Annotated in this window: 21 protein-coding genes; 10 read left to right on the forward strand and 11 right to left on the reverse strand. The window is 74.8% G+C overall.

Translation table 11 applies throughout. From position 1 onward, the window contains the following. Window positions 1–36 precede the first annotated feature (36 nt). From IF29_RS0105800 to IF29_RS0105820, 5 genes are read left to right on the forward strand one after another with little or no spacing between them, the layout of a single operon-like run. Window positions 37–996, forward strand: coding sequence for an aldo/keto reductase (locus IF29_RS0105800; RefSeq protein ID WP_030250504.1), 960 nt, complete (start codon window positions 37–39; stop codon window positions 994–996). Then, window positions 996–1700: a (Fe-S)-binding protein gene (locus tag IF29_RS0105805; protein ID WP_030250506.1), complete on the forward strand. Its 705-nt coding sequence runs from the start codon at window positions 996–998 to the stop codon at window positions 1698–1700. Before IF29_RS0105800 ends, IF29_RS0105805 begins: the two co-directional genes overlap by 1 nt. Continuing rightward, the gene (locus tag IF29_RS0105810; RefSeq protein WP_030250507.1) at window positions 1697–3181 is read left to right on the forward strand and encodes a lactate utilization protein B; all 1485 of its coding nucleotides are present in this window, start codon (window positions 1697–1699) and stop codon (window positions 3179–3181) included. Before IF29_RS0105805 ends, IF29_RS0105810 begins: the two co-directional genes overlap by 4 nt. After that, the gene (locus IF29_RS0105815; RefSeq protein ID WP_030250509.1) at window positions 3178–3825 is read left to right on the forward strand and encodes a LutC/YkgG family protein; all 648 of its coding nucleotides are present in this window, start codon (window positions 3178–3180) and stop codon (window positions 3823–3825) included. The genes IF29_RS0105810 and IF29_RS0105815 overlap by 4 nt, the downstream gene beginning before the upstream one ends. Then, the gene (locus IF29_RS0105820; protein WP_030250511.1) at window positions 3822–4691 is read left to right on the forward strand and encodes an amidohydrolase family protein; all 870 of its coding nucleotides are present in this window, start codon (window positions 3822–3824) and stop codon (window positions 4689–4691) included. The genes IF29_RS0105815 and IF29_RS0105820 overlap by 4 nt, the downstream gene beginning before the upstream one ends. 78 nt (window positions 4692–4769) lie before the next feature. Here IF29_RS0105820 and IF29_RS0105825 read toward each other — a convergent pair whose 3' ends face one another. After that, window positions 4770–4973, reverse strand: coding sequence for a cold-shock protein (locus IF29_RS0105825; protein ID WP_030250513.1), 204 nt, complete (start codon window positions 4971–4973; stop codon window positions 4770–4772). Window positions 4974–5281: 308 nt separating this feature from the next. On the opposite strand from IF29_RS0105825, the gene IF29_RS0105830 reads away from it, so the two are divergent. Further along, a complete protein-coding gene (locus IF29_RS0105830) occupies window positions 5282–5587 on the forward strand; it encodes an SCO5918 family protein (protein WP_030250515.1) in 306 nt (101 codons plus the stop codon). 12 nt (window positions 5588–5599) lie between these two features. Here the strand turns inward: IF29_RS0105830 and IF29_RS0105835 are convergent, their stop codons facing one another. The 3 genes from IF29_RS0105835 to IF29_RS41610 all read right to left on the reverse strand — a co-directional run bounded on the left by IF29_RS0105835 (window position 5600) and on the right by IF29_RS41610 (window position 8956). Further along, the gene (locus tag IF29_RS0105835) at window positions 5600–6145 is read right to left on the reverse strand and encodes a YchJ family protein (RefSeq protein ID WP_198037310.1); all 546 of its coding nucleotides are present in this window, start codon (window positions 6143–6145) and stop codon (window positions 5600–5602) included. A 58-nt stretch (window positions 6146–6203) separates the two neighbouring features. Continuing rightward, window positions 6204–7217, reverse strand: coding sequence for a YihY/virulence factor BrkB family protein (locus tag IF29_RS45855; protein ID WP_030250518.1), 1014 nt, complete (start codon window positions 7215–7217; stop codon window positions 6204–6206). Window positions 7218–7312: 95 nt separating this feature from the next. Continuing rightward, window positions 7313–8956, reverse strand: coding sequence for a CYTH and CHAD domain-containing protein (locus IF29_RS41610; protein ID WP_037594417.1), 1644 nt, complete (start codon window positions 8954–8956; stop codon window positions 7313–7315). Between the two features lie 82 nt (window positions 8957–9038). Here IF29_RS41610 and IF29_RS0105850 point away from each other — a divergent pair, with 82 nt between their 5' ends. Genes IF29_RS0105850 through IF29_RS0105860 form a run of 3 tightly spaced genes read left to right on the forward strand, consistent with a single transcriptional unit; the run spans window position 9039 to window position 11684 of the window. Continuing rightward, window positions 9039–9794, forward strand: coding sequence for an alpha/beta hydrolase family protein (locus IF29_RS0105850; protein WP_030250521.1), 756 nt, complete (start codon window positions 9039–9041; stop codon window positions 9792–9794). A 28-nt stretch (window positions 9795–9822) separates the two neighbouring features. Next, complete coding sequence (locus tag IF29_RS0105855; RefSeq protein WP_084713612.1) at window positions 9823–10515, forward strand: 4'-phosphopantetheinyl transferase family protein; 693 nt, start codon at window positions 9823–9825, stop codon at window positions 10513–10515. 38 nt (window positions 10516–10553) lie between these two features. Further along, window positions 10554–11684, forward strand: a complete 1131-nt coding sequence (locus IF29_RS0105860; RefSeq protein ID WP_030250525.1) for a dihydrofolate reductase family protein — start codon at window positions 10554–10556, stop codon at window positions 11682–11684. Window positions 11685–11689: 5 nt separating this feature from the next. Here IF29_RS0105860 and IF29_RS0105865 read toward each other — a convergent pair whose 3' ends face one another. The 4 genes from IF29_RS0105865 to IF29_RS0105880 all read right to left on the reverse strand — a co-directional run bounded on the left by IF29_RS0105865 (window position 11690) and on the right by IF29_RS0105880 (window position 19563). Continuing rightward, window positions 11690–12736 carry an ABC transporter ATP-binding protein gene (locus IF29_RS0105865; RefSeq protein ID WP_380520591.1) on the reverse strand — a complete coding sequence of 349 codons (1047 nt, stop codon included), beginning with the start codon at window positions 12734–12736 and terminating at the stop codon, window positions 11690–11692. After that, complete coding sequence (locus tag IF29_RS0105870; RefSeq protein WP_157623623.1) at window positions 12733–15588, reverse strand: FtsX-like permease family protein; 2856 nt, start codon at window positions 15586–15588, stop codon at window positions 12733–12735. Before IF29_RS0105870 ends, IF29_RS0105865 begins: the two co-directional genes overlap by 4 nt. Next, the gene (locus IF29_RS0105875) at window positions 15585–18992 is read right to left on the reverse strand and encodes an FtsX-like permease family protein (protein ID WP_030250530.1); all 3408 of its coding nucleotides are present in this window, start codon (window positions 18990–18992) and stop codon (window positions 15585–15587) included. Before IF29_RS0105875 ends, IF29_RS0105870 begins: the two co-directional genes overlap by 4 nt. Before the next feature lie 169 nt (window positions 18993–19161). Further along, entirely contained in the window at window positions 19162–19563 is a 402-nt protein-coding gene (locus tag IF29_RS0105880; RefSeq protein ID WP_030250532.1) for a globin, read from the reverse strand. 64 nt (window positions 19564–19627) lie between these two features. Here IF29_RS0105880 and IF29_RS0105885 point away from each other — a divergent pair, with 64 nt between their 5' ends. Continuing rightward, complete coding sequence (locus tag IF29_RS0105885) at window positions 19628–19981, forward strand: nuclear transport factor 2 family protein (protein WP_030250533.1); 354 nt, start codon at window positions 19628–19630, stop codon at window positions 19979–19981. Between the two features lie 35 nt (window positions 19982–20016). Here IF29_RS0105885 and IF29_RS48450 read toward each other — a convergent pair whose 3' ends face one another. The 3 genes from IF29_RS48450 to IF29_RS0105900 form a co-directional block, all read right to left on the reverse strand. Next, window positions 20017–21000 carry an FHA domain-containing protein gene (locus IF29_RS48450; RefSeq protein WP_030250535.1) on the reverse strand — a complete coding sequence of 328 codons (984 nt, stop codon included), beginning with the start codon at window positions 20998–21000 and terminating at the stop codon, window positions 20017–20019. Between the two features lie 75 nt (window positions 21001–21075). Beyond that, complete coding sequence (locus IF29_RS0105895) at window positions 21076–22422, reverse strand: vWA domain-containing protein (RefSeq protein WP_030250537.1); 1347 nt, start codon at window positions 22420–22422, stop codon at window positions 21076–21078. Window positions 22423–22426: 4 nt separating this feature from the next. After that, complete coding sequence (locus IF29_RS0105900) at window positions 22427–23509, reverse strand: PP2C family protein-serine/threonine phosphatase (protein WP_063757438.1); 1083 nt, start codon at window positions 23507–23509, stop codon at window positions 22427–22429. Between the last annotated feature and the right edge of the window lie 254 nt (window positions 23510–23763).

The raw sequence follows: 23763 nt of genomic DNA on the forward strand, positions 1-23763 counted from the left end.
GCGAGAACCACGAGAAGGCACAGGAGAGTACCGACGATGCGAACGCACCCGCTGGGCCGCAGCAAGACCGAGGTGACCGAACTGTCCTTCGGCGCGGCCGCGATCGCCGGGCTGTTCACCGAGGTCGGCGAGCAGGACGCGGCGGAGGCCGTGGCGGCGGCCTGGGACGGCGGCATCCGCTCCTTCGACACCGCACCGCACTACGGCCTCGGCCTGTCCGAGCGCAGGCTCGGCGCGGCCCTGCGGGACCGTCCGCGCGCCGAGTACACCGTGTCCACCAAGGTCGGCCGGCTGCTGGTGCCGACCCCCGGCGCCACCGGCCTGGACGACCAGGGCTTCGCCGTCCCGGCCACGCACCGCCGGGTCTGGGACTTCAGTGCCGACGGCGTCCGCCGCAGCCTGGAGCAGAGCCTGGTCCGGCTGGGCCTCGACCGGGTGGACACCGTCCTGCTGCACGACCCGGACGACCACGCCGAGCAGGCCCTCACCGAGGCCTACCCGGCCCTGGAGCAACTGCGCGCCGAGGGGGTGGTCGGCGCCATCGGCATCGGCATGAACCAGACCGCGCTGCCCACCAGGTTCGTCCGCGAGACCGACCTGGACGTGGTGCTGCTGGCCGGGCGGCTCTCGCTGCTGGACGGCAGCGGCCTGGACGAACTGCTGCCGGAGGCGGCCCGGCGCGGGGTCTCCGTGGTCGTCGGAGGAGTCTTCAACTCCGGTCTGCTGGCCGACCCCAGCCCCGGCGCCACCTACGACTACGCCGCGGCACCGGACGAACTGCTGGGCCGGGCCCTGCGGCTGCAGCAGGTGTGCGAGCGGTACGGCGTCCCGCTGCGCGCCGCCGCCGCCCGCTACCCGCTGCGCCACCCGGCCGTCGCCGGGGTGCTGCTCGGGCTGCGCGACGCCGCCCAGGTCGAGGACGCACTGGCGCAGTACCGGCGGGAGATCCCGGAGCAGCTCTGGGCGGACCTCGCCGCCGCGGAGGGGGTGCGCTGATGCGGGTGGCCCTGTTCATCACCTGTTTCAACGACACCCTCTACCCGGAGACCGGCAAGGCGGTGGTGCGGCTGCTGGAGCGGCTGGGCCACACCGTGGAGTTCCCGGCGGACCAGACCTGCTGCGGGCAGATGCACTTCAACACCGGCTACCGCCCCGAGGCGACCCCGCTGGCCCGCCGCTTCGCCGAGGTGTTCGCCGGCTACGACGCCGTGGTCAGCCCCTCGGCCTCCTGCACCGGCATGGTGCGGGACAGCCACGAACTGCTGACCGGCAGCCGGCCGCCGCAGGTGTACGAGCTCTCGGAGTTCCTGGTGGACGTGCTGGGGGTGACCGACGTGGGCGCGTACTTCCCGCACCGGGTGACCTACCACCCGACCTGCCACTCGCTGCGGATGCTGCGGGTGGGGGACCGGCCGCTGCGGCTGCTGCGCGCGGTCAAGGGCATCGACCTGGTGGAGCTCCCCGCCGCCGACTCCTGCTGCGGCTTCGGCGGCACCTTCGCCCTGAAGAACGCCGGGACCTCGGCGGCGATGCTCGCCGACAAGGCCGACTGCGTGCTGCGCACCGGCGCCGAAGTCCTGTCCGCCGCCGACAACTCCTGTCTGATGCACATCGGCGGCGGGCTCTCCCGGATCCGCTCGGGCGTGCGCACCCTGCACCTGGCCGAGATCCTCGCCGCGACCGAAGGGGACGCCCGATGACGACCGGCACCGGGGACGGCCTGGTCTGGCTGGACACCCCGGCCTTCCCCGAGGCGGCCAGGACCGCCCTCGCCGACACCCAGCTGCGCGGCAACCTGCGCCGGGCCACCGGCACCATCCGCGACAAGCGGCTGGCGGTGACCGGAGAGCTGGCCGACTGGGAGCAGCTGCGCGCGGCCGGGGCCGCGCTGAAGCGCCGGACCCTCCGTCATCTCGACTGCTACCTGGTCGAGTTGGAGGAGTCGGTGACCCGGGCCGGCGGCACGGTGCACTGGGCCGCCGACGCCGACCAGGCCAACCGGATCGTCACCGAGCTGGTGCGGGCCGCCGGCGCGGACGAGGTGGTCAAGGTCAAGTCGATGGCCACCCAGGAGATCGGCCTCAACGAGGCCCTGGCCGAGGCCGGGATCGCCGCCTACGAGACCGATCTGGCCGAGCTGATCGTGCAGTTGGGCGGGGACCGGCCCTCACACATCCTGGTGCCGGCGATCCACCGCAACCGCGGTGAGATCCAGGGGATCTTCCGGCGGGAGATGGCGGCCTGGGGCCGCCCGGCCCCGGAGGGCCTCACCGACGAGCCGCGGGCACTGGCGGAGGCGGCCAGGCTGCATCTGCGGGAGAAGTTCCTGCGGGCCCGGGTGGCGGTCTCCGGTGCCAACTTCGCCATCGCCGGGACCGGGACGGTCGGGGTGGTCGAGTCCGAGGGCAACGGGCGGATGTGCCTGACCCTGCCGCAGACCCTGATCACGGTGATGGGGATCGAGAAGGTGCTGCCCGCCTGGTCGGACCTGGAGGTGTTCCTGCAGCTGCTGCCGCGCAGCTCCACCGGCGAGCGGATGAACCCCTACACCTCCACCTGGACCGGGCGCACCCCCGGCGACGGTCCGCAGGACTTCCACCTGGTGCTGCTGGACAACGGCCGCACCGCGACCCTGGCCGACACCGTCGGCCGCCAGGCGCTGGCCTGCATCCGCTGCTCGGCCTGCCTGAACGTCTGCCCGGTCTACGAGCGCACCGGCGGCCATGCCTACGGCTCGGTCTACCCCGGGCCGATCGGCGCGGTGCTCACCCCGCAGCTGGCCGGGGTCGACAAGGCGCCCTCGCTGCCGTTCGCCTCCACGCTGTGCGGTGCCTGCTACGACGCCTGCCCGGTGAAGATCAACATCCCCGAGGTGCTGGCCCATCTGCGGGCCGAGGTGGTCGAGTCCAAGCGCCGCAGCCACCGGGCGCCGACCCCCGAGGCGCTGGTGATGCGGGCCGCAGCGGCTGCCCTGGCCACCCCGCGCCGGCTGTCCGCCGCCCAGCGCAGCGCCCGGCTGGGCAGCCATCTGCTGGCCCGGAAGGGACGCATCGGCCGGCTGCCGGGACCGCTGCGCGCCTGGTCCGACAGCCGGGACAGCCCGCAGCCGCCCGCCGAGACCTTCCACGCCTGGTGGCGGCGCACCCACCCGGGCGAGACCCGGTCAGGAGAGAGCAGATGAACGCCCGCGACACCGTCCTCGGCCGCATCCGTGCCGCCCTCGCGGATGTGCCCGCCGACGAGGCCCCGCAGGACGTCCCGGTGGCCCGCGACTACCTGGCCGACCACGCCGGCGCCGACCCGACCGGCCTGTTCGCTGACCGGGTGGCCGACTACCGCGCCGAGGTGGTCCGCACCGCACCCGCGGACGCGAAGCAGGCCGTCGCCGAGGCGCTGCGGCGCAGGGGCGTGCGCAGCCTGGTGGTGCCGCCCGGCTTCCCGGAGGAGTTCCTCCCGGACGACGGCCCCTGGCAGCGCCTCGGCGACGACCCGCAGCTGACCGTGGCCGAACTCGACGCGGCGGACGGGGTGTTGACCACCGCGGCGGTCGGCATCGCGGTGACCGGCACCATCGTGCTGGACACCGGCCCGGGCCAGGGCCGCCGGGCGCTCACCCTGCTGCCCGACTACCACCTGTGCGTGGTCCGCGAGGAGCAGATCGTCGGCGACGTGCCCGAGGCGCTGGCCGCGCTGGACCCGGCCCGTCCGCTGACCTTCGTCTCCGGGCCCTCGGCCACCAGTGACATCGAACTCGACCGGGTGGAGGGCGTGCACGGTCCGCGCACCCTGGTCGTCGTCCTCGTCGGAGCGGAGCCGGTGGTATGAGCACGGTGGACCCGAGTGGCGTCGTGGACGCCCACCACCACGTCTGGGACCTCTCGGTGCGTGACCAGGACTGGATCACCGGCCCCGAACTCGCCCCGCTGCGGCGGGACTTCACCCTGGACGAACTGGAGCCCCGGGCGCGGGCGGCCGGGGTCGGCGCCACTGTGCTGGTGCAGACGGTCACGGTGGCCGAGGAGACCCCGGAGTTCCTGGCCCTGGCGGCCGGCAGCGATCTGGTCGCCGGTGTCGTCGGCTGGACCGACCTGACCGCCGACGGGGTCGCCGACACCCTGGCCGCGCTGCGGGAGGGCCCCGGCGGTGCGTACCTGGTCGGCATCCGGCACCAGGTCCAGGGCGAGCCCGACCCGGACTGGCTGGTCCGCCCCGACGTGCTGCGAGGCCTGGCCGCCGTCGCCGACGCCGGTCTGGCCTACGACCTGCTGGTGCTGCCGGAGCAGCTGCCGGCGGCGGCCAGGGCCGCCGAACTGCTGCCCGGTCTCACCTTCGTCCTGGACCACCTGGGCAAACCGCCGATCGCGGCGGGGGAGCAGGAGCCGTGGGCGACCCGGCTGCGCGAGCTGGCGCTCCGCCCCAACACCTTCGCCAAGCTCTCCGGCCTGGTCACCGAGGCCGAATGGCACCGCTGGAGCACCGCCGACCTGCGTCCCTATGTCGGGACCGCGCTGGACGCCTTCGGTCCGGACCGGCTGATGGCCGGCTCGGACTGGCCGGTGTGCACGCTGGCGGCCGACTACGGGCGGGTCATGGACACCGCCCGCGACCTGGTCTCGGCGCTCGGCCAGGACGAGCAGCGGGCGGTCCTGGGCGGCACCGCCGTCCGCGCCTACCGGCTGCCGACAGCATGAGGGCCCCGCCGTCCGCACCCGTGGGTGCGGACGGCGGGGCCCTGCAGCATCAACGAGCCTGCTGGTCGAGCGGGTCGACTACAGCGGGCGGATGTTCTCCGCCTGCGGGCCCTTGGGGCCCTGCGTGACGTCGAACTCGACCTTCTGGCCCTCGAGGAGCTCGCGGAAGCCCTGGGCGTTGATGTTCGAGTAGTGGGCGAAGACGTCGGCGCCGCCGCCGTCCTGCTCGATGAAGCCGAAGCCCTTTTCGGCGTTGAACCACTTCACGGTTCCACTGGCCATGATCTGTCTCCTTCAGGGGCAGAGTTCGGGCGCCGCACTGTGCGGTGTCCGAGTCGCCGCGATGATCGCCCCGCTCCGGCTGCGACAAGACACAGAAGGCCGGAAAAACAAAAGTGCGCCCGCGGTCACTGTCAACCCGCCAGGCGCACACAACGTTCATGGGAACACCAAAACTGCAACGCCTTCAAAGCTAGCACACGCCGCGCCGACCTAGCCGTTCTTTCCGTCCGGGTCAGGCTGTGCAAGGCTGGCGGGTACGGACGCCACCCCCGTCCCCCCAGAATCCCTCCCCCCGACTGCGAGGCACGATGCGCGTCACCATCGCCGGTTGCTCCTTCTATCTGCAGGCGAGCGAGGTCGTCGCGCTGATGAAGGACATCAAGGCCGAGCCGGTCACCGGCGAGTCGGTCCGGATCGGACGGCGGAACTACCCGGTCAAGCAGGTCGGTGCGGTGATCACCAAGCAGGACCGCCGTGACTTCAGCGCCGCCGACGTCACCCGGGCGATGGAGAAGCTCGGCTTCACCTGCAGCCCGGCGCCCGCGCCGGAACCCGCGCCGGAACCCGCGCCGGTCGTCCAGCCCGAGACCGGTACCGAGCAGCTCTGGCAGTAGCCGCCGGCCGGGCTAGCCGAGCGCAGGCAGGTCCGGCAGCGCGTCCAGATAGACCCACACGCCCCCCTCGCGGATGAACCTGCTGTTCTCGTGCAGCACGCCCTCCTCCCCGTGCTCGGAGAAGTGGGCCCGGAACTCGACCGTGCCCGCGAGGTGGAAGGGGCCGCCCTCGCTGCTGCCCAGCACCTCCAGCCGGGTCCAGCGCTGACCCGGGTCCAGCGCCAGCCGCGCGGGCCGGGTGCTGGAGTGCCAGCTGCGCAGCAGGTACGCGGTGTCGCCGACGGCGAAGGCGCTGTAGCGGGAGCGCATCAGCAGTTCGGCGGTGGTGGGAGCGGGCACGGGGGCCCGGCCCGGTTCGGGCGCGACGGCGGTGTGGAACGGCCGGCAGCACTCCTGGTACGGCTTGCCGAAGCCGCAGGGGCACTCGGCGTCCCCGCCGAGCGGCAGAATCGTTGCTGCCGGGGCGGCTGCCCTGCGCGCGCCGGTCTTCGTCGCACCGGTCTTCGCCGTGCTGCTGCTGCGCGCCTTGCTGTTGCGGGCCTTGCTGCGTCGGGACATCCCTCGATTGTGCCCGCTCCGCGGCGCCCGTCGGGCCCGGGGCGGCAGCCGGTCACCCTCAGGTGTGGCCCTCGACGCCCTTCTGCGGGCTTTTCGAGGGTGCCGGCGCCTGCTCCGGCTGGTCCTTGAAGGAGATCAGCACCTGCTGTTCGGGCCGGCGTTCCTCCTGCCGCACCAGGGCGTCCAGCACCTCCCGGTCGGCCCGGGTCAGCGGCGGCTGGGTCAGCGAGCGCGGCCACAGCCGGCGGGCCCGCACCACATTGACCTCCGCCGCGTACATGGTGATCCGGGCCGCGAGGTAGAGCCAGGAGATGAGTCCGAGGACGGTGCCGAAGAAGCCGTAGACCTGGGTGGAGTGCCGTAGTTGATGGGCCACCAGGATGCCGCCGAAGGTCTGCAGCGCGGTCCAGAAGGGGCCGGCGATCAGGCAGCCCGGTAGCAGCTGGCGCAGCGTCACCTCCTCGGGGGTGAGGATGCGGAAGCAGGCCAGGTAGAGGCCGATGTTGACGGCCACCGAGCCGATCAGGCCGCCGACCCAGGCCAGTGCGCCGTGCGCGAGGAAGCCGACCAGGCCCGCCGTGGCGGTGCTGAGGGCCAGGCCGAGGCCGAGGGCCAGCAGCATCAGCAGCCCCCGGCCGATCCGGTCGAAGAAGCCGGGCCGCTCGGTGCCGGGGATGTTCCACACCTGCGCCATGGCGAACTGCAGGATCTGGGTCATCCCCAGCGAGCCGTAGAGCAGGCCCAGTGTGCCGATGGCGACGGCGGCCCCGGTGCCCTGCAGCGAGTGCACGTTGTCCTGCAACTGGTTGCCGATGATGGGGAAGTCGGCCAGCGCGGAGTGCAGCACGGCCCGCTGCGCCCCGGGGTTCCCGTGCAGCACGAAGCCCAGGCCGGTGGTCAGCAGCAGGAGCAGCGGGAACACCGCGGCGAAGGCGTAGTAGGTGATCAGCGCGGACAGCTGGCCGCCGCGGTCGTCGCCGAACTTCTTCACCACGCCGACCACGAACCCCGGTGTCCGCCGGGCCTGTTGGGCCCGGTCCACCGAGTGCAGACCCCGTTCGAAGATGTTCACGCCGTCGCTCCGACTGTCGTGCCGTGCGGTTGGTGCCTCACCCTCCGCCTGCCCTGATCCGCCCGGACGATACCGGCAGGCCGCGGGGCACCGGGCTAGCGGAACCGGGTGAGCTCGCGCTTCCCGGCCGCGCGCCGGGCGGCCGGGAGCCGCCGGTCGGCCTCGGCTACGGCGGCCCGCTGGCCCGCGTACAGCACGCCGTAGCCGAAGCCCTGCTCGCCGGCCCGGTGCGCGGCGGCGGCCAGTTCCGGCAGGGCGGCGCAGGCCAGCAGCGCGTCCTGACGCTCGCCCAGCAGCTCCTGGAGGTCCTTCATCCGCAGGGCCAGCCGCCCGGCGGACTTCCCCACCACCGAGCGGGCGCCCTCGGCCGCGTAGCGGGCCCGCTTGGCGGCCTTGCGCGCCTCGTGCAGGGCCTGGTCGTGCTGCGGACCTGCCGGGGTGGCCGACGCCTCGGCCAGGCGCAGGGCGACCCGGCGCTGCTCGCGGCGCGCGGTGCGGCGGAACTCCGCGACCGCGCCGCGGTGGGCCCGGCCGCGCAGCGGCGGCCGGGCGGCCAGCGCCTCCAGGCCGTCCAGCAGCACGAAGTAGCGCGGGCTGTCCAGGGTGGCGACCGCGCGCTTCCAGGAGCGCCGGTACTCGGCCGAGGCCCAGCCGTCGATCCGTTCGCGCACCGGCCCTGGGCACTCCGCCGCCGGCAGCCGCCCGATCTCCGCGCCGAGCCTGGCCCCCAGCACCTCCCGGTCCCTGGCCTCGCCGAGGACCGCGCCGAGCCAGCGCAGCTCCTCGGCCAGCGCCTGGCAGGGCTCGTCGGCCAGCAGCCGCCGGTGGGTGCGCAGGGTGCTGCGGATCCGGCGCACCGCGACCCGCATCCGGTGCACCGCGTCGGCCTCGTCCGCGCGGACGGCCGGGTCCAGGGCGATCAGCTGCTCCGTCTGCCCGCGCAGCAGCGCGGTGACGGCGGCGCCGATGCTCCGGGCCTCCCGCGGAGCCGGGACGACCGCCCCGGCACTCTCCAGGCCCAGCGCGCGGGCCAGTTTGGAGCCGCTGAGCGAGCGTCGCAGCCCGGCCCCGACGAGCCGCTGCTCCACCGCATCCAGCAGTGCGGTGCCGCCCTTGACCAGCTCGGCCTCGACCTCGGTCCAGGCGGTGGGCGCGGCGGGGCCGCCGCTGCGGTGGCCGTTGGCGCTGCCGTTCCGCTGGGCCGGTATCACCGGCCTCACGGGCTGCGCCGCCTGCGCCGCTTCGGCGGGGAGCTCTGGGAGCCCTGGGAGTCCTGAGAGCCGCTCCGGGGCGAGCAGCTGCGCCGAGACGGCGTCCTGGGCCACCTCGGCCAGCGAGCGGTGCTCGCTGTCCAGCAGCAGCCGGCGGAGCCGGTGGGTGCGCAGCCGCACGATCGGGACCAGCTTCTCACCGCGCGCGTACGCCCGGGTGCGCTGGGTGAGCGCGCGGGGCACCCGTCCCGGCGCGCCGGCGCTCAGCGGAAGCTGCACCTCGCGGCGCCGGTCCGGGCCGACCGGCAGCTTCAGGTGCCAGCCGGCGTCGTGCCCGCCGGTGCGGCGGCGCAGGGTGATGCCGTGTTCGAGCAGCCGGAGGTCGACGGTGTCGTAGTAGACCGCGTCCAGGTCCTCCACCCCCGGATCGGACACCTCGGCGACGCCGGGGAGCCCGTCCAGAGCGGGAAAAGCCGCGTCCGCCAGGCCGTCGAACTTGCGTTCCTTCTCCAGGTGACTGCTCTTCATGCCCCTTCCCTGCCCAACACCGGCGGTGCCATACCGCGCCCGGCGAGGTTTCAGCCGACTCCCGCTGGCGGAAAAGACCTGCATGAACAGACTCGCGGAACGCGTCGAGGTGCGGCGGGGCCTCCGTTACGGCCCCAGCGGGCAGATGCTCGACGTCTACCGGGCGGCCGCCCCGCCCGGTGAGCTGGTGCCGACCGTGCTGCTGTGGCACGGCCGCCCCGCCGACAACCGGGCGGTGATGGCCACCCTGGCCCGGGAGGTGGCCGGCCACGGCCTGGTCGTCCTGGTGCCCGACTGGCGCACCGACGCACCGGACGGCGGCTGGGGGCAGTTGCGCGAGTCCCTGGCCTACGCCCGCACCCGCGCGGTCCGGCACGGCGGCGACGCCCGGCGGATGGTGCTGGCCGGCTGGTCCCTCGGCGGCCGTGCCGCGCTGGCCACCGCGCTGCGGCCGTCCGCCGCCAGCTCCGACGGCTGGCGTCCGAGCGCCGTGGTCGGCCTGGGCAGCAACTACCGCTCCGAGGACGAGCTGATGTACCCCACCGTGATGGAGGACCTGGCCCTCTCCCGGGCCACCCCGGTCCCGGTCCGGCTGCACCACGGCACCGCCGACGCGGTCGTCGACGTCGCCCGCTCCCGCGAGTTCGCCGCCGCACTGCGCTCCCGGGGGTGGCCGGTCACCCTCACCGAGTCGGACTCGGACCACTCCGGGGTGGTGATGGCCGAGTACGACAAGGCCCTCGGCCGCTGCCGCGGCGCCACCGCGGACCACGCGCTGCGGGCCGGCGAGGTGACGGCCCGGCTGATCGCGGAGGCGGCCGGGGTGCGGGTGGCCTGACCGGGCGCACACCACCTACTCTGGCCCGATGGACGCGGTACGGGTGTGGCTGGGGTGGGCCGACGGCGGTACGGGCGGGGCGGCCGGGGGTGCCGCCGTGCTGGACCCGGTGGAACGGGCCAGGGCGGCGGCCTTCGTCCGCGCGGAGCTGCGGGAGCGGTACACCGCCGCCCATGTGATGCTGCGTCAGGTGCTCGGCGGCTGCCTGGACCAGGACCCGGCCGAGGTGCGCTTCGCCCGTCAGGACTGCCCCTGCTGCGGCGGCCCGCACGGCCGTCCGGTGCTGGCGGGGGAGCGGCCGCCGCTGGAGTTCTCGCTGTCCCACGCCGGCGCCCTGGTCGCGGTCGCCGTGGCCGGGGCCGGGGTGCCGATCGGCGTGGACGTCGAGGCGCTGCCCAGGCCCGGCACGGTCGCCGAGGTGGGTTCCAAGCTGCACCCGGCCGAGCGCGCGGAGATCGACGCCGCGGACGACCCGGTGGCGGCCTTCGCCCGGATCTGGACCCGCAAGGAGGCCTACCTCAAGGGCCTTGGCACCGGCCTCGGCCGCGCCCTGGACCTCGACTACGTCGGCACCGGGCAGCCGGGCCCGGAGGGCTGGGCGTTGGCCGACCTGGCCGCACCCGACGGCCACGCCGTCGCGGTCGCGGTGCGGCAGTCGGAGCCGGTTGTGGCAGGGTTGGCCTGGTTCGGGCAGAAGAACCGGAACGACTCGAAGGCCTGAAGCGACCGGAACGACCAGGACTGAGGACCAGCGCCGCCATGACCGACCCCCGACCGTACGTCCTGCTCAGCGCCGCCATGTCGGTGGACGGCCGGATCGACGACTCCTCGCCGGAACGGCTGCTGCTGTCCTCGCCGGAGGACTTCGACCGGGTGGACGAGCTGCGCGCGCAGAGCGACGCCGTCCTCATCGGCGCCGGGACGCTGCGCAGCGACGACCCCCGGCTGCTGGTCAACGCGCCGGCGCGGCAGGCCCGGCGCAAGGCCGAGGGGCGGCCCGAGCAGCCGCTGCGGGTGGTGCTGACCGGCAGCGGCGACCTCGACCCGGCCCGGCGCTTCTGGCACCACGGCGACGCCAGGGTCGCCTACGCCCCGGACGCCGCCACCGGGGCGCTCGCGGCCCGGCTGGGGGCGCTGGCCGAGGTGGTGGGCACCGGCGCCCGACTGGACCCGGGCGCGGTGCTGGACGACCTGGGCGCCCGCGGCGTGCGCCGGCTGATGGTCGAGGGCGGGGGAGCGGTGCACACCCTGTTCCTGACGGCGGGTCTGGTCGACGAGATCCAGTTGGCCGTCGCCCCCTTCTTCGTCGGCGACGCCGACGCCCCCGCGTTCGTCCGCCCCGGGCTGTTCCCGCAGGACGCCGCGCACCGGATGACCCTGGCCGGGACCAGCGCCCTCGGCGACACCGCGCTGCTCCGCTACCTGGTCGCCCGGCCGCCGCTGACCCCGGCCGACCGCAGGCTGCTGGCCGAGGCCGTCGCCGAGTCCCGGCTCTGCCCGCCCTCGGACACCGCCTACTCGGTCGGCGCCCTGGTCGTCGCCGAGGACGGCACCGAACTGGCCCGCGGCCACTCCCGCGAGGGCGGCGACCCCAAGGTGCACGCGGAGGAGGCGGCCCTGGCCAAGATCCCCGCCGACGACCCGCGGCTGCCCGGCGCCACCCTCTACACCACCCTGGAGCCGTGCAGCGTCCGGGCCTCCCGTCCCACCCCGTGCGCCCAGCTGGTGCTCGCCTCCGGGATCCGCCGGGTGGTGCTGGCCTGGCGCGAGCCGGCCCTGTTCGTCGCCGACTGCCAGGGCGTGGAACTGCTGGAGCAGGCCGGGGTCACCGTGCTGGAGTGCCCCGAACTCGCCGCCGAGGCCCGCGCGGTCAACGCCCACCTGGGCTGAGCGGCTCAGTCCGTCCGCTCGTCGAGGTCCGCCCCGTCGGCGGCGGGGTCCTGCTGCTGCTCCGGCCACACCCCGACATGGTCCGGCTCCAGCGAGACGCCGACCCGGTGCTCCATGCCCAGGGCCTCCAGGAACTGCCGGGGCAGCTGGATCCGGCCGGCCCGGTCCAGCATCGCGTACTCGCGCTCCTCCAGGGACTCCTCGCCGTGCTCGTCGGTGGCCAGCCGGCGCAGCACCTCGGAGCTGGCCCGGCCGTCGCGGACGGCGACGGTGCGGCGGACCTCGCCGGCCACCATCAGGTCGTGCGTGACGATCACCACGGTCGCCCCCAACTCCCGGTTGACGGTGCGGAAGGCCTCGAAGATCTGGGCACCGGTCTCCGAGTCCAGCTCCCCGGTGGGCTCGTCGGCGAGCACCACTGAGGGCTCGTTGGCCAGGGCGACGGCGATGGCCACCCGCTGCTGCTCGCCGCCGGACATCTGCTGCGGACGCCGGTCGCCGCAGTGCCCCACGCCGAGCAGATCGAGCAGCTCACCGGCCCGCTCGCCGCGCTGCCGCTTCAGCGCCCGGCCCCTCCCTCCGCTCAACTGCATGGGCAGCGCCACGTTCTGGCGGCCCGTCAGGAAGGGCATCAGATTGCGGGCGGTCTGCTGCCAGACGAAGCCGACCACCTCGCGGCGGTAGGCCAGCCGCTCCTTGGCGCCCATCGCCATCAGGTCGCGGCCGGCGACGGTGGCCTTCCCCGCGGTGGGCACGTCCAGCCCGGCCAGGATCTGCAGCAGCGTGGACTTGCCGCTGCCGGAGGCGCCGACCAGGGCCATCAGATCGCCCTTGGCGACGGTCAGGTCCAGCCCCTGCAGGGCCTGGACCTCGACCCCGTCCGAGGAGAAGATCCGGACCAGCCGGTCGCAGGCGATCACCGCGTCGTGCCCGTAGGCGGGCTGCTGCCGGGCGGCGGCGACCCGGCCGCGCAGCTCGTCCAGGCTGGGTACGGTCTCCGGCCCGCCGTCCCCGGGACGGCCGCCGGTCTGGCCTTGCGCGGTGGTGCTCACCGTTGGTCCCCCACTCTCAACTCGACGCCGATCTGGCGCCTGCCGATCACAGCTGCCTCCACCACGACCACGCCGACAGCCAGCGCCAGCAGGGCGAGACCGGGGCCCAGCACCGGCAGCGCGGTGGCCCGCAGGCCGGCGTCGACGTCCGCTCCGACCAGGGCCGCGAGGTCCACCGAGGGGCCCAGCAGCGGCACCGCGGCCAGCCCCAGCCCGGTGCCCGCCAGCACCGCCGCGACCACCTGCGGCAGCGCCTCCACCAGGATCAGCCGATATCCCTGACGGGGCGTCATGCCCATGGTCCGCAACCGTACCAGCAGCGCTGCGCGCCCCGGGGCGGCCTGGAGCAGGGACAACAGCACCGCCAGCACCGCGAGCAGGGCGCCGGCCGCGATGGTGGCCAGGTAGAGCGTGGCCGCCCCGTCGGACTGCCGGTCGCCGTGCAGCGCGGCGAGCGCCTCGCTGTGCAGGTCGACGGTGGTCACCGTGGAACCGGAGCTGCGCGCCACGGCGGCCCGCAGCGCCGGGCCGTCCACCGGACCGGTGACGTAGAGCGTCAGCACGTCGTCGGCGTGGGCCGAGACCTGCGTCCGGGCGGCCAGTGCCTGGGCGGAGGCGACCACGAACGGCGCCTTGCCCATCAGTACCGAGTCCAGGACCCCGGCGACCACGATCTGGAAGGAGCCGGAGTCGTCCTGCACCGTCATCGGCGCACGGCCCATGGTCCCCGCCACGTCGGCGGAGACCAGTACCGGGATCGGCCCGTTGCCGCTCCAGTGCAGCAGCCCGGCCGGGAAGGAGCCGCCCACCCGGTCGGAGACGGCCCGGTAGCCGTCCGGGTCGACCCCGTAGAAGTCGACCTCCGCGCCCACGGTGGGGAACGCCACCCGGGTCTGCGCCACCGGCAGCACGCTGCGCACGCCGGGTGCGCTGCGGACCGCGGCGACCACGGCGGCCGGGATCGGCGAGCCGGTGGCGGTCACCCGGGCGTCCGCGCCCACCTGGGCCAGCGCCGCCCGGTCGCGGGCGTCACTGACACCACTGAGCACCTCGGTGCCGAAGACGGCCACGGTCAGCGCCAGCAGCAGGGCCAGCAGCGGCAGCACCGAGGCGGTCGAGGAGGCCCGCCCGGCCCTGGCCAGGCCGAGGAAGCCGACGGCGCCGCCGCGCCGCTGCGAGGGGCGGGCGGCCAGCCGCAGCGGCCACGGGTAGATCCGCATCAGCAGGAACGCCCCGGCCAGCCCCATCAGCGGCGGTGCGCAGGTCAGCAGCAGGTCGACGCCGCCGCCAGACGCCAGCCCCTGGCGCCGCACCGCGACCACGGCGACCACCGCCACCAGCACCACGGCCAGTTCGGCGACGGTGCGCCGGCGGCTGGGCCTGGCCGTGGTCACGTCCTCGGGACGGTCGGCGGCCCGGAGCCTGCGGTGCCGCAGCAGCCCGCGCAGCGGGATCGCGGCGGTGGCCACCGCCCAGACCGCTAGGCCGGCGGTGAGCGCGGGCAGGGTCCGGCCGGTGGGCAGGAGCAGCAGCGCCAGGCCGATGCCGACGGCGGCGCCGGGGACGGTGCAGCACAGCGCCTCGCCCAGCAGCCGTCGGCCCAGCGCCGGCATGCTGCCGCCGCGTGCCCGCAGCAGCCGCAGTTCGGCGTCCCGCCGGTCCGCCGCGAGCCCGGCCGCCATCAGCAGCACCGCGCCGGCGACCCCGGCCGCGCCGGCGATGCCGACGGTGAGCACCGGGGTGATCGCGTTCGCCTCGGTGGTGAACTGGCTGAGGGCGTCGGGCAGGCCGGAGGTGAACTGCTCGCCCTGCGGGAACCCGTCACCGGGCACCCGGGCCGCCGCCTGCCCGCCTCCGGTCAGCAGGTCCGACAGCCTGCTCTGCAGCCCCGGGATGTCGTGCGCGTGCAGGGCGCCCTGCTGCGGCAGGAACCACCAGTACGCCTCCAGCCCGCCGATGGCCGGGAAGTACGGGACGGTGCCGGCCGCCACCAGCGCCTCGGCGTGCCAGGTGCTGCCGGGGTTGGGGTCGCCCTTCGGCGGCAGCGTGATGGTGGAGGAGGGGGCGACCAGCCGCGGCTCCGCGCTCCAGTAGTCCTGGTCCTGGTACCGGAGCTGCTGGGTGACCGGCTGGTAGACGCCGACCACGTGCAGCAGCACCGGGGCGCCCTGCTGCGGCGCCAGGTGCAGCACCTGGCCGAGCCGGATGTGGACGGTGGTCGCGGTCGCGGCGCTGATCGCGATCTCCAGCTCGCCGGGGGCGGCGGAACCGGCGTCGGGCGCCTGCGGCATCCGGCCCTGGAGCAGCTTCAGCCGGGAGGCGTCGCCGTCCTGCCAGTCCAGGGTCATCAGCGGCGGGATGCCCTCGGGCCGGGCCAGCCCGGGGTCCATCAGGAAGTCCCTGATCCCGGTGGTGTGGACGCCGGTGCTGCCGCCGGTGGTCTCGGCCGGCACCTCGGTGAGGATGTCCGCGAGCTTGGAGCGGACCGTCGCCAGGTTCGACGGCGACACCGCGGACGCGTCGCCGAGTTGGGGCAGGGTGCCGTCGTTGCTGAAGCCGGCCACCGCTTCCAGCGCCGATCCCGACACCCCGGCCTTGGCCAGCTCGCTGCGCAGCGCGCCGTCCTGGTAGCGGTCGTACCAGCGCGGGAAGCCGGCCGCGATGAAGGTGGTGGCCAGCACCAGCACGGTCAGGGCCAGCGCCGCCCCCGCGGCCGACCGCAGCCTGGTACGGGTCCACGGCGCCACGGCCGGCGGCCGGTTCCCCCGGCGACACAGGCCCAGCAGGCCAAGCAGACCCAGCGGCCCTCCCCGGCGCGGTTCCTGACGCTCGCTCACCTGATCCCCGCTCATGATTCCTCCGGCTGCCGCAGCTGCCGCGCCGGGTCGCCGCCGCGCAGCCCCGCCGCCACCGCGGTCAGCAGCGGCACCGCGGCGACCGCCACCAGCAGCAGCACCAGCCGATCGCCGGGTATCCGCACCAGTACCTGGGGCACCGGCCGGTGCGCCAGCGGGGTGATCACCAGCAGCGGTGTCACCAGCCGGGTCAGCGCGAGGCCCAGGCCGGCGCCCACCCCGACGCCGACCAGGACCGGCAGCGCCAGCTCCGCGGCGGTGCCGCGGACCAGCTGCCACCGTCGGGCGCCCAGCGCCTGAAGCACCGCCACCTCGCCCGTCCGCCGCCGTACCGCGCCGGTGGCGTCGGCGCTGAAGCCCACCGCGGCCAGGGCGACCGCCAGCGCGACCGCGGCCAGCAGCGCGGCCTGCGGTCCGGTGCCCAGCGGGTCGGTCAGGGCGGCCCCGGAGACCTGGTCCCGGACGTACACCGCCTCCACCCCCTGCAGGTTGCGCAGCGCCGTGCCGACCCGGTCGGCGGCGCCGGGGGCGACGGACAGCCACCACTCGGCCGCCGGCAGCGGAGTGGCCTGGTCGGCCAGCGCCCGGCGGTTGTAGGAGGCCAGGTCCACCAGCAGGGCCCCGCCGTACTCGCTGGGGTCGGTGCTGCCGTACCCCGAACCCTGGACCAGCGCCGAGCCGTTGATCCCCTGCTCGGCCGCGCTCCCGGTGCCGGGCAGCGCCTTGACCGAGCCGGTGATGACCACCTGCACCGTGCCGGACCCCGAGGGGAGGGCCAGCTGCGAGCCGATCCGGGTGCCGGTGGCGGTCAGGAACCGCTGGTCGGCGACGGCCGGCAGGGCCCCGGTCGCGGTGCCGGCGGTGCCCGGGCCCAGGGTCAGCGTCCCGGAGGGGGTGTCGCTGCCCGGGTCGGCGTGGAAGGTGCCGCTGTCGATGCGCGCGGTCAGCAGCGCGCCGCCGCCGGAGGCCATGCCGAGCACCTTCCCGTCGACGTAGCTGGTGGGACCACCGGACAGGCTGTAGACCATGTTGTTCTCACCGGCGTCGAAGGACGCCTTCCAGGCGGCACCCGGCGGCAGGGTCGCCGCGGCGCCCCCCTGCCCGTGCACCGCGTGCACGGTGAAGGTCTGGGTGACCGCCCGGCCCAGGGAGACCGGGGTGGTGACGGTCATTCCGCTCAGCCAGAGCGGGTAGGCGGGGGCGCCGCCGCCGGTGGCGGCGTCCAGGTCGAAGGCGACCGGATGGGTGGCCCCGTCGGCGGCGACCGCGGCGGCGGCGAGGGTGTAGGGGAGGCCGTAGCGGTCGGTGACCTGGATCGCCACCTGGTCGGTAGCGGCGCTCATCTGCGGTTCGGCCGACGCCGCCGCGGACAGCCCGGCGCTGATGTCCAGCACGATGCTGTCCGGGCGGCCCGGGACCTGGATGCCCTCGGCGGCCGCGGACAGCGGCGGGTCCGCCAGCGAGGACAGCAGTTGCCGGGCGCTGCGGTCGGCCAGGTCGGCGCGCAGCGGGTACCGGTCCGCCTCCTGCCGGGTGTCCAGGGCGATCAGCTCGGCGCTGCGGCCGGCGGTCGCCGACACCGAGCTGCGGCCGACCGGGACCGCGCCGGTCACCCCGGGCAGCGCGGCGTACTGCCCGCCCTGGCCGAACGGCGGGGTGCTGTTGGCGGCCACCCGGATCTGGCCGCCGGTGTCGAACGCGGCCTGGTCGGTCTGCGACTGCTGCCAGGTGGCGATCTGGCCCAGCGAGAGGGTGCCGATGGCGGCGGCCAGCGACAGCACCAGCACCGGTCCGGCGCCCTGCTGCGGCCGCCGGGCCAGCTGCCAGCCCACCATGGCGGCCGGCAGCGAGCGTCCGCGCGGGATCAGCCGTTCGGCGGCCTTGGCCGCCATCGGTATCAGACGCAGCGTCAGCACCGTTCCGGCGCACAGCGCCAGGGTCGGCGCGGCGACCAGCACCGGGTCGATGCCCAGCTTGCCGCCGCTGTCCGCGGTGAGTACCCCGCTGCCGTCGCTCTGGGCGGCGTAGTGGTTCAACTGCCAGTAGGCGCCCACCGCCAGGCAGACCAGGGCCAGGTCGGAACCGCCGCGCAGCAGTCCGGGCAGCGCCGCCCGGCGGGCCCGTCCGCGCCGGTGCTCGGACCAGCTCCTGGCCCGTACCAGGGTCGGTCCGAGCACCACCAGCGCGCTGGCGAAGGCCGCGGCCAGCGCGACCCACCAGGCGCTGTCCGGCAACGGACCGTCCAGCCGCACGCCGGAGCGGGCCAGCGGGCCGTAGCCGCCGAGCAGCCGGATCAGCGGGGCGGCCAGCAGCGGCGCGAACGCGGCCGCGGGCAGCACCAGCAGCACCGCCTCGGCGGCGGCCAGCAGGGTCAGCCGGCGCGGGGCGGCGCCACGGGCCCGCAGCAGCGCGTTCTCCGACTCCCGCTCCTCGGCCAGCAGCCTGGCCGCCAGCAGCAGCGTCATCATCGCCAGCAGGCACAGCTGCAGTACCGCCACCAGCAGCGTGGCCCGGGCCACCAGCAGCGAGTTCTGCAGCTGGTCCAGCAGCGAGGGCAGCACGCAGGTGGCGGAGAAGGGCCCGGAGCCGCTGCCGACGGACTGGTTGCCGATGCCGTTCACCACCGTGCGCAGGCTCTGCGCCAGCGCGGGCAGGCGGCCGCTGTCCAGGCCGCCGAAGTCGGCGACGACCTGCCAGGACTCCTGGTACTGCGGGACGGTGCCGTTGCCGAAGTCGGCGTCGTCGACCAGCAGCGGGCCGTAGGAGCTGGTGCTGCTCCCGGAGCTGCGCGAGGCGCCCTTGCCGGCCAGCGGGTCGAGCTGCCAGTAGCGGTCGGCGCTGCTGCGCGGGGCGTAGACGCCGGTGATCCGCAGCTGCACCTGCCTGCCGCTGAGCCGGTCCTTGACGGTGACCACGGGGGTGCGGCCGCCGGTCGCCCCGAAGCGCTGGGCCGCGGCCTGCGGCACCGCGACCGGGACCGGCGCGCCCGGCACCGCCGTCCCCGGCCAGGCGCCGCTGACCAGGCGCAGCCGGGAGCGGTCCGGCGAACCCAGCGAGGCGGTGTCGGGGTCGGCCCCCTTCGCCGCGCCGGGCAGGGCGTAGGGGTCGGACAGCGCCAGCGTCGTCGTGCTGGTCGGCAGTCCGGGGAAGGCCTCGGCGGCGAGCTGCCGGACCGCGGCGTCGTTCTTCGCCCGGTCCGTCTGGCCCGCGGTGCGGGTCAGCAGCAGCGGGGTGCCGGCGGCGTCGGTGGTGGCCAGGGTGCGCCGCACGCCGGCGTCGCCGACCGAGGAGGTGAAGCCGGCCAGTGCGGCCAGCACCGTGGTGGTGAGCAGCACGGTGAGCAGCGCCGCAGCGATCAGCAGGCGGTGTGCCCGCACCCGCAGCAGGACGAAGCCACCCACCTGAGCCCCCGTGTCTCGATCCGATCACCCCCGGTTCGCGGGCGATCCTGTCACGCAGGCCAGTGGTGGCGGAAGGGCCGCGGGTAAATCTTGACCGACCCGGTAGTGGACGGGAGTTGGCTCAGCGTGTACAGGTCAGCGGGTGCACGGGGTCAGCGGGTGCACAGGGTCAGGGGGTGTTCACCATCGACGCCGCCGCGTACTCCAGGTAGTCCCAGAGCTGCTGCCGGTGCTCCTCGGCCAGCCCCAACTCGTCCACCGCCGCCCGCATGTGGCGCAGCCAGGCGTCGTGGGCGGCGCGGTCGACGGTGAACGGGGCGTGCCGCATCCGCAGCCGCGGGTGGCCCCGCTGGTCGCTGTAGGTGCGCGGGCCGCCCCAGTACTGCATCAGGAACAGTGCGAGCCGCTCCTCGGCCGGGCCGAGGTCCTGCTCCGGGTACATCGGCCGGAGCAGCGGGTCCTCGGCGACGCCCTGGTAGAACGTGTGCACCAGGCGCCGGAACACCGGCTCGCCGCCGACCTGCTCGAAGAACGTCCGGGTGTCGAGGGTGCCTCGCTTGATCTGGTCCACGGCCCCATGGTCTCAGATGTTCGAGTCCCGGACGGCCGGGCCGGTCATCGTCCATACTCACCGGATGATCACATCGCGCGAGCTGCTGCAGGCCCATCTGGACGCCTTCAACGCCCGGGACCTGGACGCCCTGATGGCCGGGTTCGCCGACGACGCGGTCTGGCGGACCGGCACCGACACGGTCACCGGGCGGGCCGCGCTCACCGAGCTGTTCGGCTGGGCGATGGCCAACATCCTGCCGGAACTGACCCTGCGCACCCTGGTGGTCGAGGGTGGCCTCGCGGCCTGCGAGCTCACCGAGACGCTCACCCACGAGGGCCGGACCAGCGCCGTCCCGATAGCGGGCTTCTTCCGCTTCCGGGACGGCCTGATCGTCTCGGCCGCCGTCTACCGCGAGGGCAGTGCCGACCTGGCCTGAACGTCTCCTCGGATCGCTCAGGCGCCGTACGGCCGTCAGGCGTGGTGCACCGTGATGGTGGTCCAGGCGCCGACGTGGATCCGGTCGCCGTCCTTCAACGGGACCGGGGTGTGCGCCGGGATCGAGTCCGGGGCGCCGTTGAGGGTGGTGCCGTTGGTGGAGTCCTGGTCGATGACCACCCAGCCGCCGTCCGGCTGCTCCTGCAGCAGCGCGTGCTGGTGCGAGGCCCCCGGGTCCTCGGGGGCGGTGGACAGGTCGATCTCGGGCACGGTGCCGCGCTGGTTGCTGCGCCGGCCGATCCGCAGCTGGCCGCGCCCGGTCATGGGCACCCGCCGCTCCTGCGAGTACGGCGGGTAGTACAGCCCGGCGGCGTCCGGGCCGCTGCGCGCCATCATGTCGTTGAAGTAGTCGCGGTCGGCGGCGACGGTGGCCACCCAGGTGACCCGGCCGACCGGCTGGGACGGCTGGGACTGCTGCTGCTGTTCCTGCGGCGGCGGCAGGAAGTAGTCGGTGCCGAAACCGCCGCTGGTGTCGCCGGTGGAGTACTGGACCCCGCCGTAGGTGCCCGGCTGGGGCTGCGGGGGCTGCTGCTGTTGCGGCTGGACGGGCCGGCCCGGCTGGGCGTAGCCGCCGGGCTGCTGTCCGTAGCCCTGCTGCTGCCCGTACTGCGGCTGCGGCGGCTGGGGCTGGCCGTACGGCTGCTGCTGCTGGAAGTGCGGCGGCACCGGGGACGGCTGTTGCTGCTGCGGGGGCTGCTGCTGGGCCCGCCGCGAGGGAGTGGCCAGGTCGTAGTCGTAGCCGCACTCCTCGCAGTAGCGGCCGGTCTGCGGGGTGCTGCAGATCGGGCACATCTCCAGACCCGCGGTCTGCGGCGGCTGCTGCTGCGCCGGGTCCGGGACGCCCCACTGCTGCGGCTGCTGCTGTTGCTGCGGCTGGGCGGTCTGCGTGGGCATGGGCCAGCCGCAGTAGTCGCAGTAGTCGGCGGCTGGCGAGTCATGGCCCTGCGGGCAGATCGGCATGGGGAGCCCCCCTCTGGCTCGTGGGTGCAGCGCCCGGCCGGGCGGCCTGCTTCTTCAGGACGCGTGCTGCTCTGATCAGGGCGTCTTCTTGACCCGGACCGTCTTGGTGGACCGGGTCTCCAGTGTCATCGAGTCGGCCTCGCTGACGTTCTTACGGAATCGAACGGTACCTTCCTTCGGGTCCACCACGTCCACCACCTTCGCCAACAGGCGGAAGGTGTCCTCATTGCCCGATTCGTGCGCCAGCTGGACCGCCTTGCCGAGCTTGGACGTCGCGTTGTCCACATCCCCGCGCCGGTGGGCCTCCATGCCCTCCTGGATCGCCTTCGCCAGATCGGCCTGGCCGGTGTAGTGCGCCACCTGCGGGCTGATCTTGGTGGAGGCGGCGATGTCGTCCGTCCACACCGCCTTGACCAGGCCCTGCGACAGCACCTCGGTGGTCCCGTCCGGCTGCGGCACCACCAGGCTGATCCGCCCGGCCAGCATCTCGCTGCCCACGGCCGCCGACGGGACCTCGATGCAGACGTGGTAGTCGCGGCTCTCGTCGCCCCAGGAGCCGGTGGGGTAGTCCCCGGCCCTCGGGCCGGACTCCTTGCGCCGCCCGGACAGGTCCTCGACGGTCGGCGCGACCTGCTTCACGAACTTCACCGCGGCGTTGGCCGGCGTCCACACCCGCAGGGCCACGTCCGCCACCTCCTTGCCCATGGCGTTCTCCATCATGGCCCGGAAGTCGTCGGCGAGACCCGCGGGGTCGGCGACGATGTCCACGGTGCCGAGCAGCGCCGAGGAGATCCGGCGCAGCTCCTGGATCTCCCAGTCGGTGCCGACGCCGCGGCAGTCCGCGGTGAAGTGGCCCTGCACCCGGTCCAGGGTGCGCTGCAGGTCGTTGGGGTTCTCGTGCTCGTTGCGGCCGTCGGTGAGCAGGATGCCGTGCCGGATCGATATGTCCCGGCGGGAGTGGAACAGCTGCTCGGCCTTGCTCAGCCAGGTGCCGATGGCGGTCCCGCCGCTGGGGGTGAGCCGGCGCAGCGACTGCTTGGCCTCCTCCCGGCTGCCGGCGTGCGCCACGGCGAGCTGGCCGCCGCCCGGGTAGACCTCCTTGGCCTCGTGGGTCCCGGCCACCACGGCGAAGGCGACCCCGTCCCTGACCGCGTCGATCGCGGCGGCGGTGGCCTCGCGGGCGGCGCGGATCTTGTCGGACGGGTAGTCCATGGAGCCGGAGCAGTCCACCATGATCACCACGGCGGCGTCCGGGCCGTCGGCGAAGTTGACCGGCTGGGCGCTGACGCTGCCGCTGGTCCCGCCGCCGGTCGCGGTGACCGTGACGATCGCGTTCACCTCGCGGGCGCCCTCGGCCAGGTACTCGTTCTGGAAGATGTCGACGGCGAACTGCGGCAGGTTGGACTTGGCGAGCCTGGCCATGGGGTCAGATCTCCCGCTTCTCTCCCGCGCCCAGGACGGGCAGCGAGAGCTCGGTGGGTGTGTAGGGGGTGGACAGGGGGGAGGCGAGGCAGGGCAGCACGGCGACTGTGATGTTGTCGTGCCCGCCGCGCTCGCAGGCGAACCTGACGAGTTCCTGCGCCGCCTCCAGCGGCCGGGTCCTGGCGTCGGCGGGGACCACGGCGCCGAGGTCGGCGGCCGACTCCCAGTAGTTCCACAGGCCGTCGGTGCAGATCAGCACGACTCCGGCGGAGGGGGGCGCGAAGACCGTGGTGTGCGGCTCGACCTCGACGGCGTCCGCCCCCAGCCAGCCGGTGATCGCATGGGCCCGGGCGTCGGCGTAGGCCTCGGCCTCCTCCATCAGCCCGGCCTCGACCATCCGGGCGGCCCAGGAGTCGTCCACGGTCAGCCGTTCGGAGCCGGCCCGCTCGTCCGGGAACCAGTAGGCCCGGCTGTCGCCGACCCAGCCCACGGTGACCTCGCCGTCGGCCGCGATGGCGCTGACGATGGTGCAGGCGGGGGAGTTGCGGCTGGGCTCCAGCGGGCCCTCGTTGGCCAGCTCCTCGACCCGCTGCGCCGCGGCCATGATCGCGGCGTGCATCGCCGGCTTGGGGTCCGCGCCCGACTCCAGCGCCTCCAGCAGGTACTCGCTCGCCGTGTCGGCGGCGGCCTGTGACGCCTCGTCAGGACGGGTCGCCGAGGAGACCCCGTCGCACACCACCGCGACCACGGCGGGGGAGCCGCCGGGACGGGAGGTGGCGGCGACGGCGAAGGCGTCCTCGTTGCGGTGGTGCCGGTGGCCGCGGTCGCTGACCCCGGTGACCCCGGCCAGCGCGCGCTCCTGATGGTCCCTCGGACGCGGCTGCGCCCGCCCGCAGGCCTCGCAGTACCCGTCCGCGTCGATGCGCTGTGCTCCGCACCCGACGCACACCGGGCCGCCGCCGGGGGCGATCACCACCACCGGGTTGGGCTCGGTCGGGGCGTGGTCCAGCTCCGACTCCGGCTCCTCCTCGCTGACCAGCAGCTGCGCGGGCGCGGCCAGCAGGAAGTCCCCGGTGGCTCCCGGCACATGCCCCTCCTGCGGAGCCTCCGCCCCGCCCCGCCCCAGCCCGGCCCGAGGATCCACCCCCACCACCGGCGGCCCTACCGGCCGCGGCGGCACAGCCCCGACTTCGCCGAGAGCCCCAGCCGGAGCCGGAGTACCTGCCTCGCCGCGGCTCCCGGCAGCGGCTGCCCCGGCCGCGCCTGGTGTGAACCCGCCGTGAGCGGCCTGCCCCGCAGGGGCCGCCGCCCCGGGGGACCCACCCTGGCTCACGCCGACTG

The sequence above is a fragment of the Streptacidiphilus jeojiense genome (assembly GCF_000719095.1).
Classification (GTDB): Bacteria; Actinomycetota; Actinomycetes; order Streptomycetales; family Streptomycetaceae; genus Streptacidiphilus; species Streptacidiphilus jeojiensis.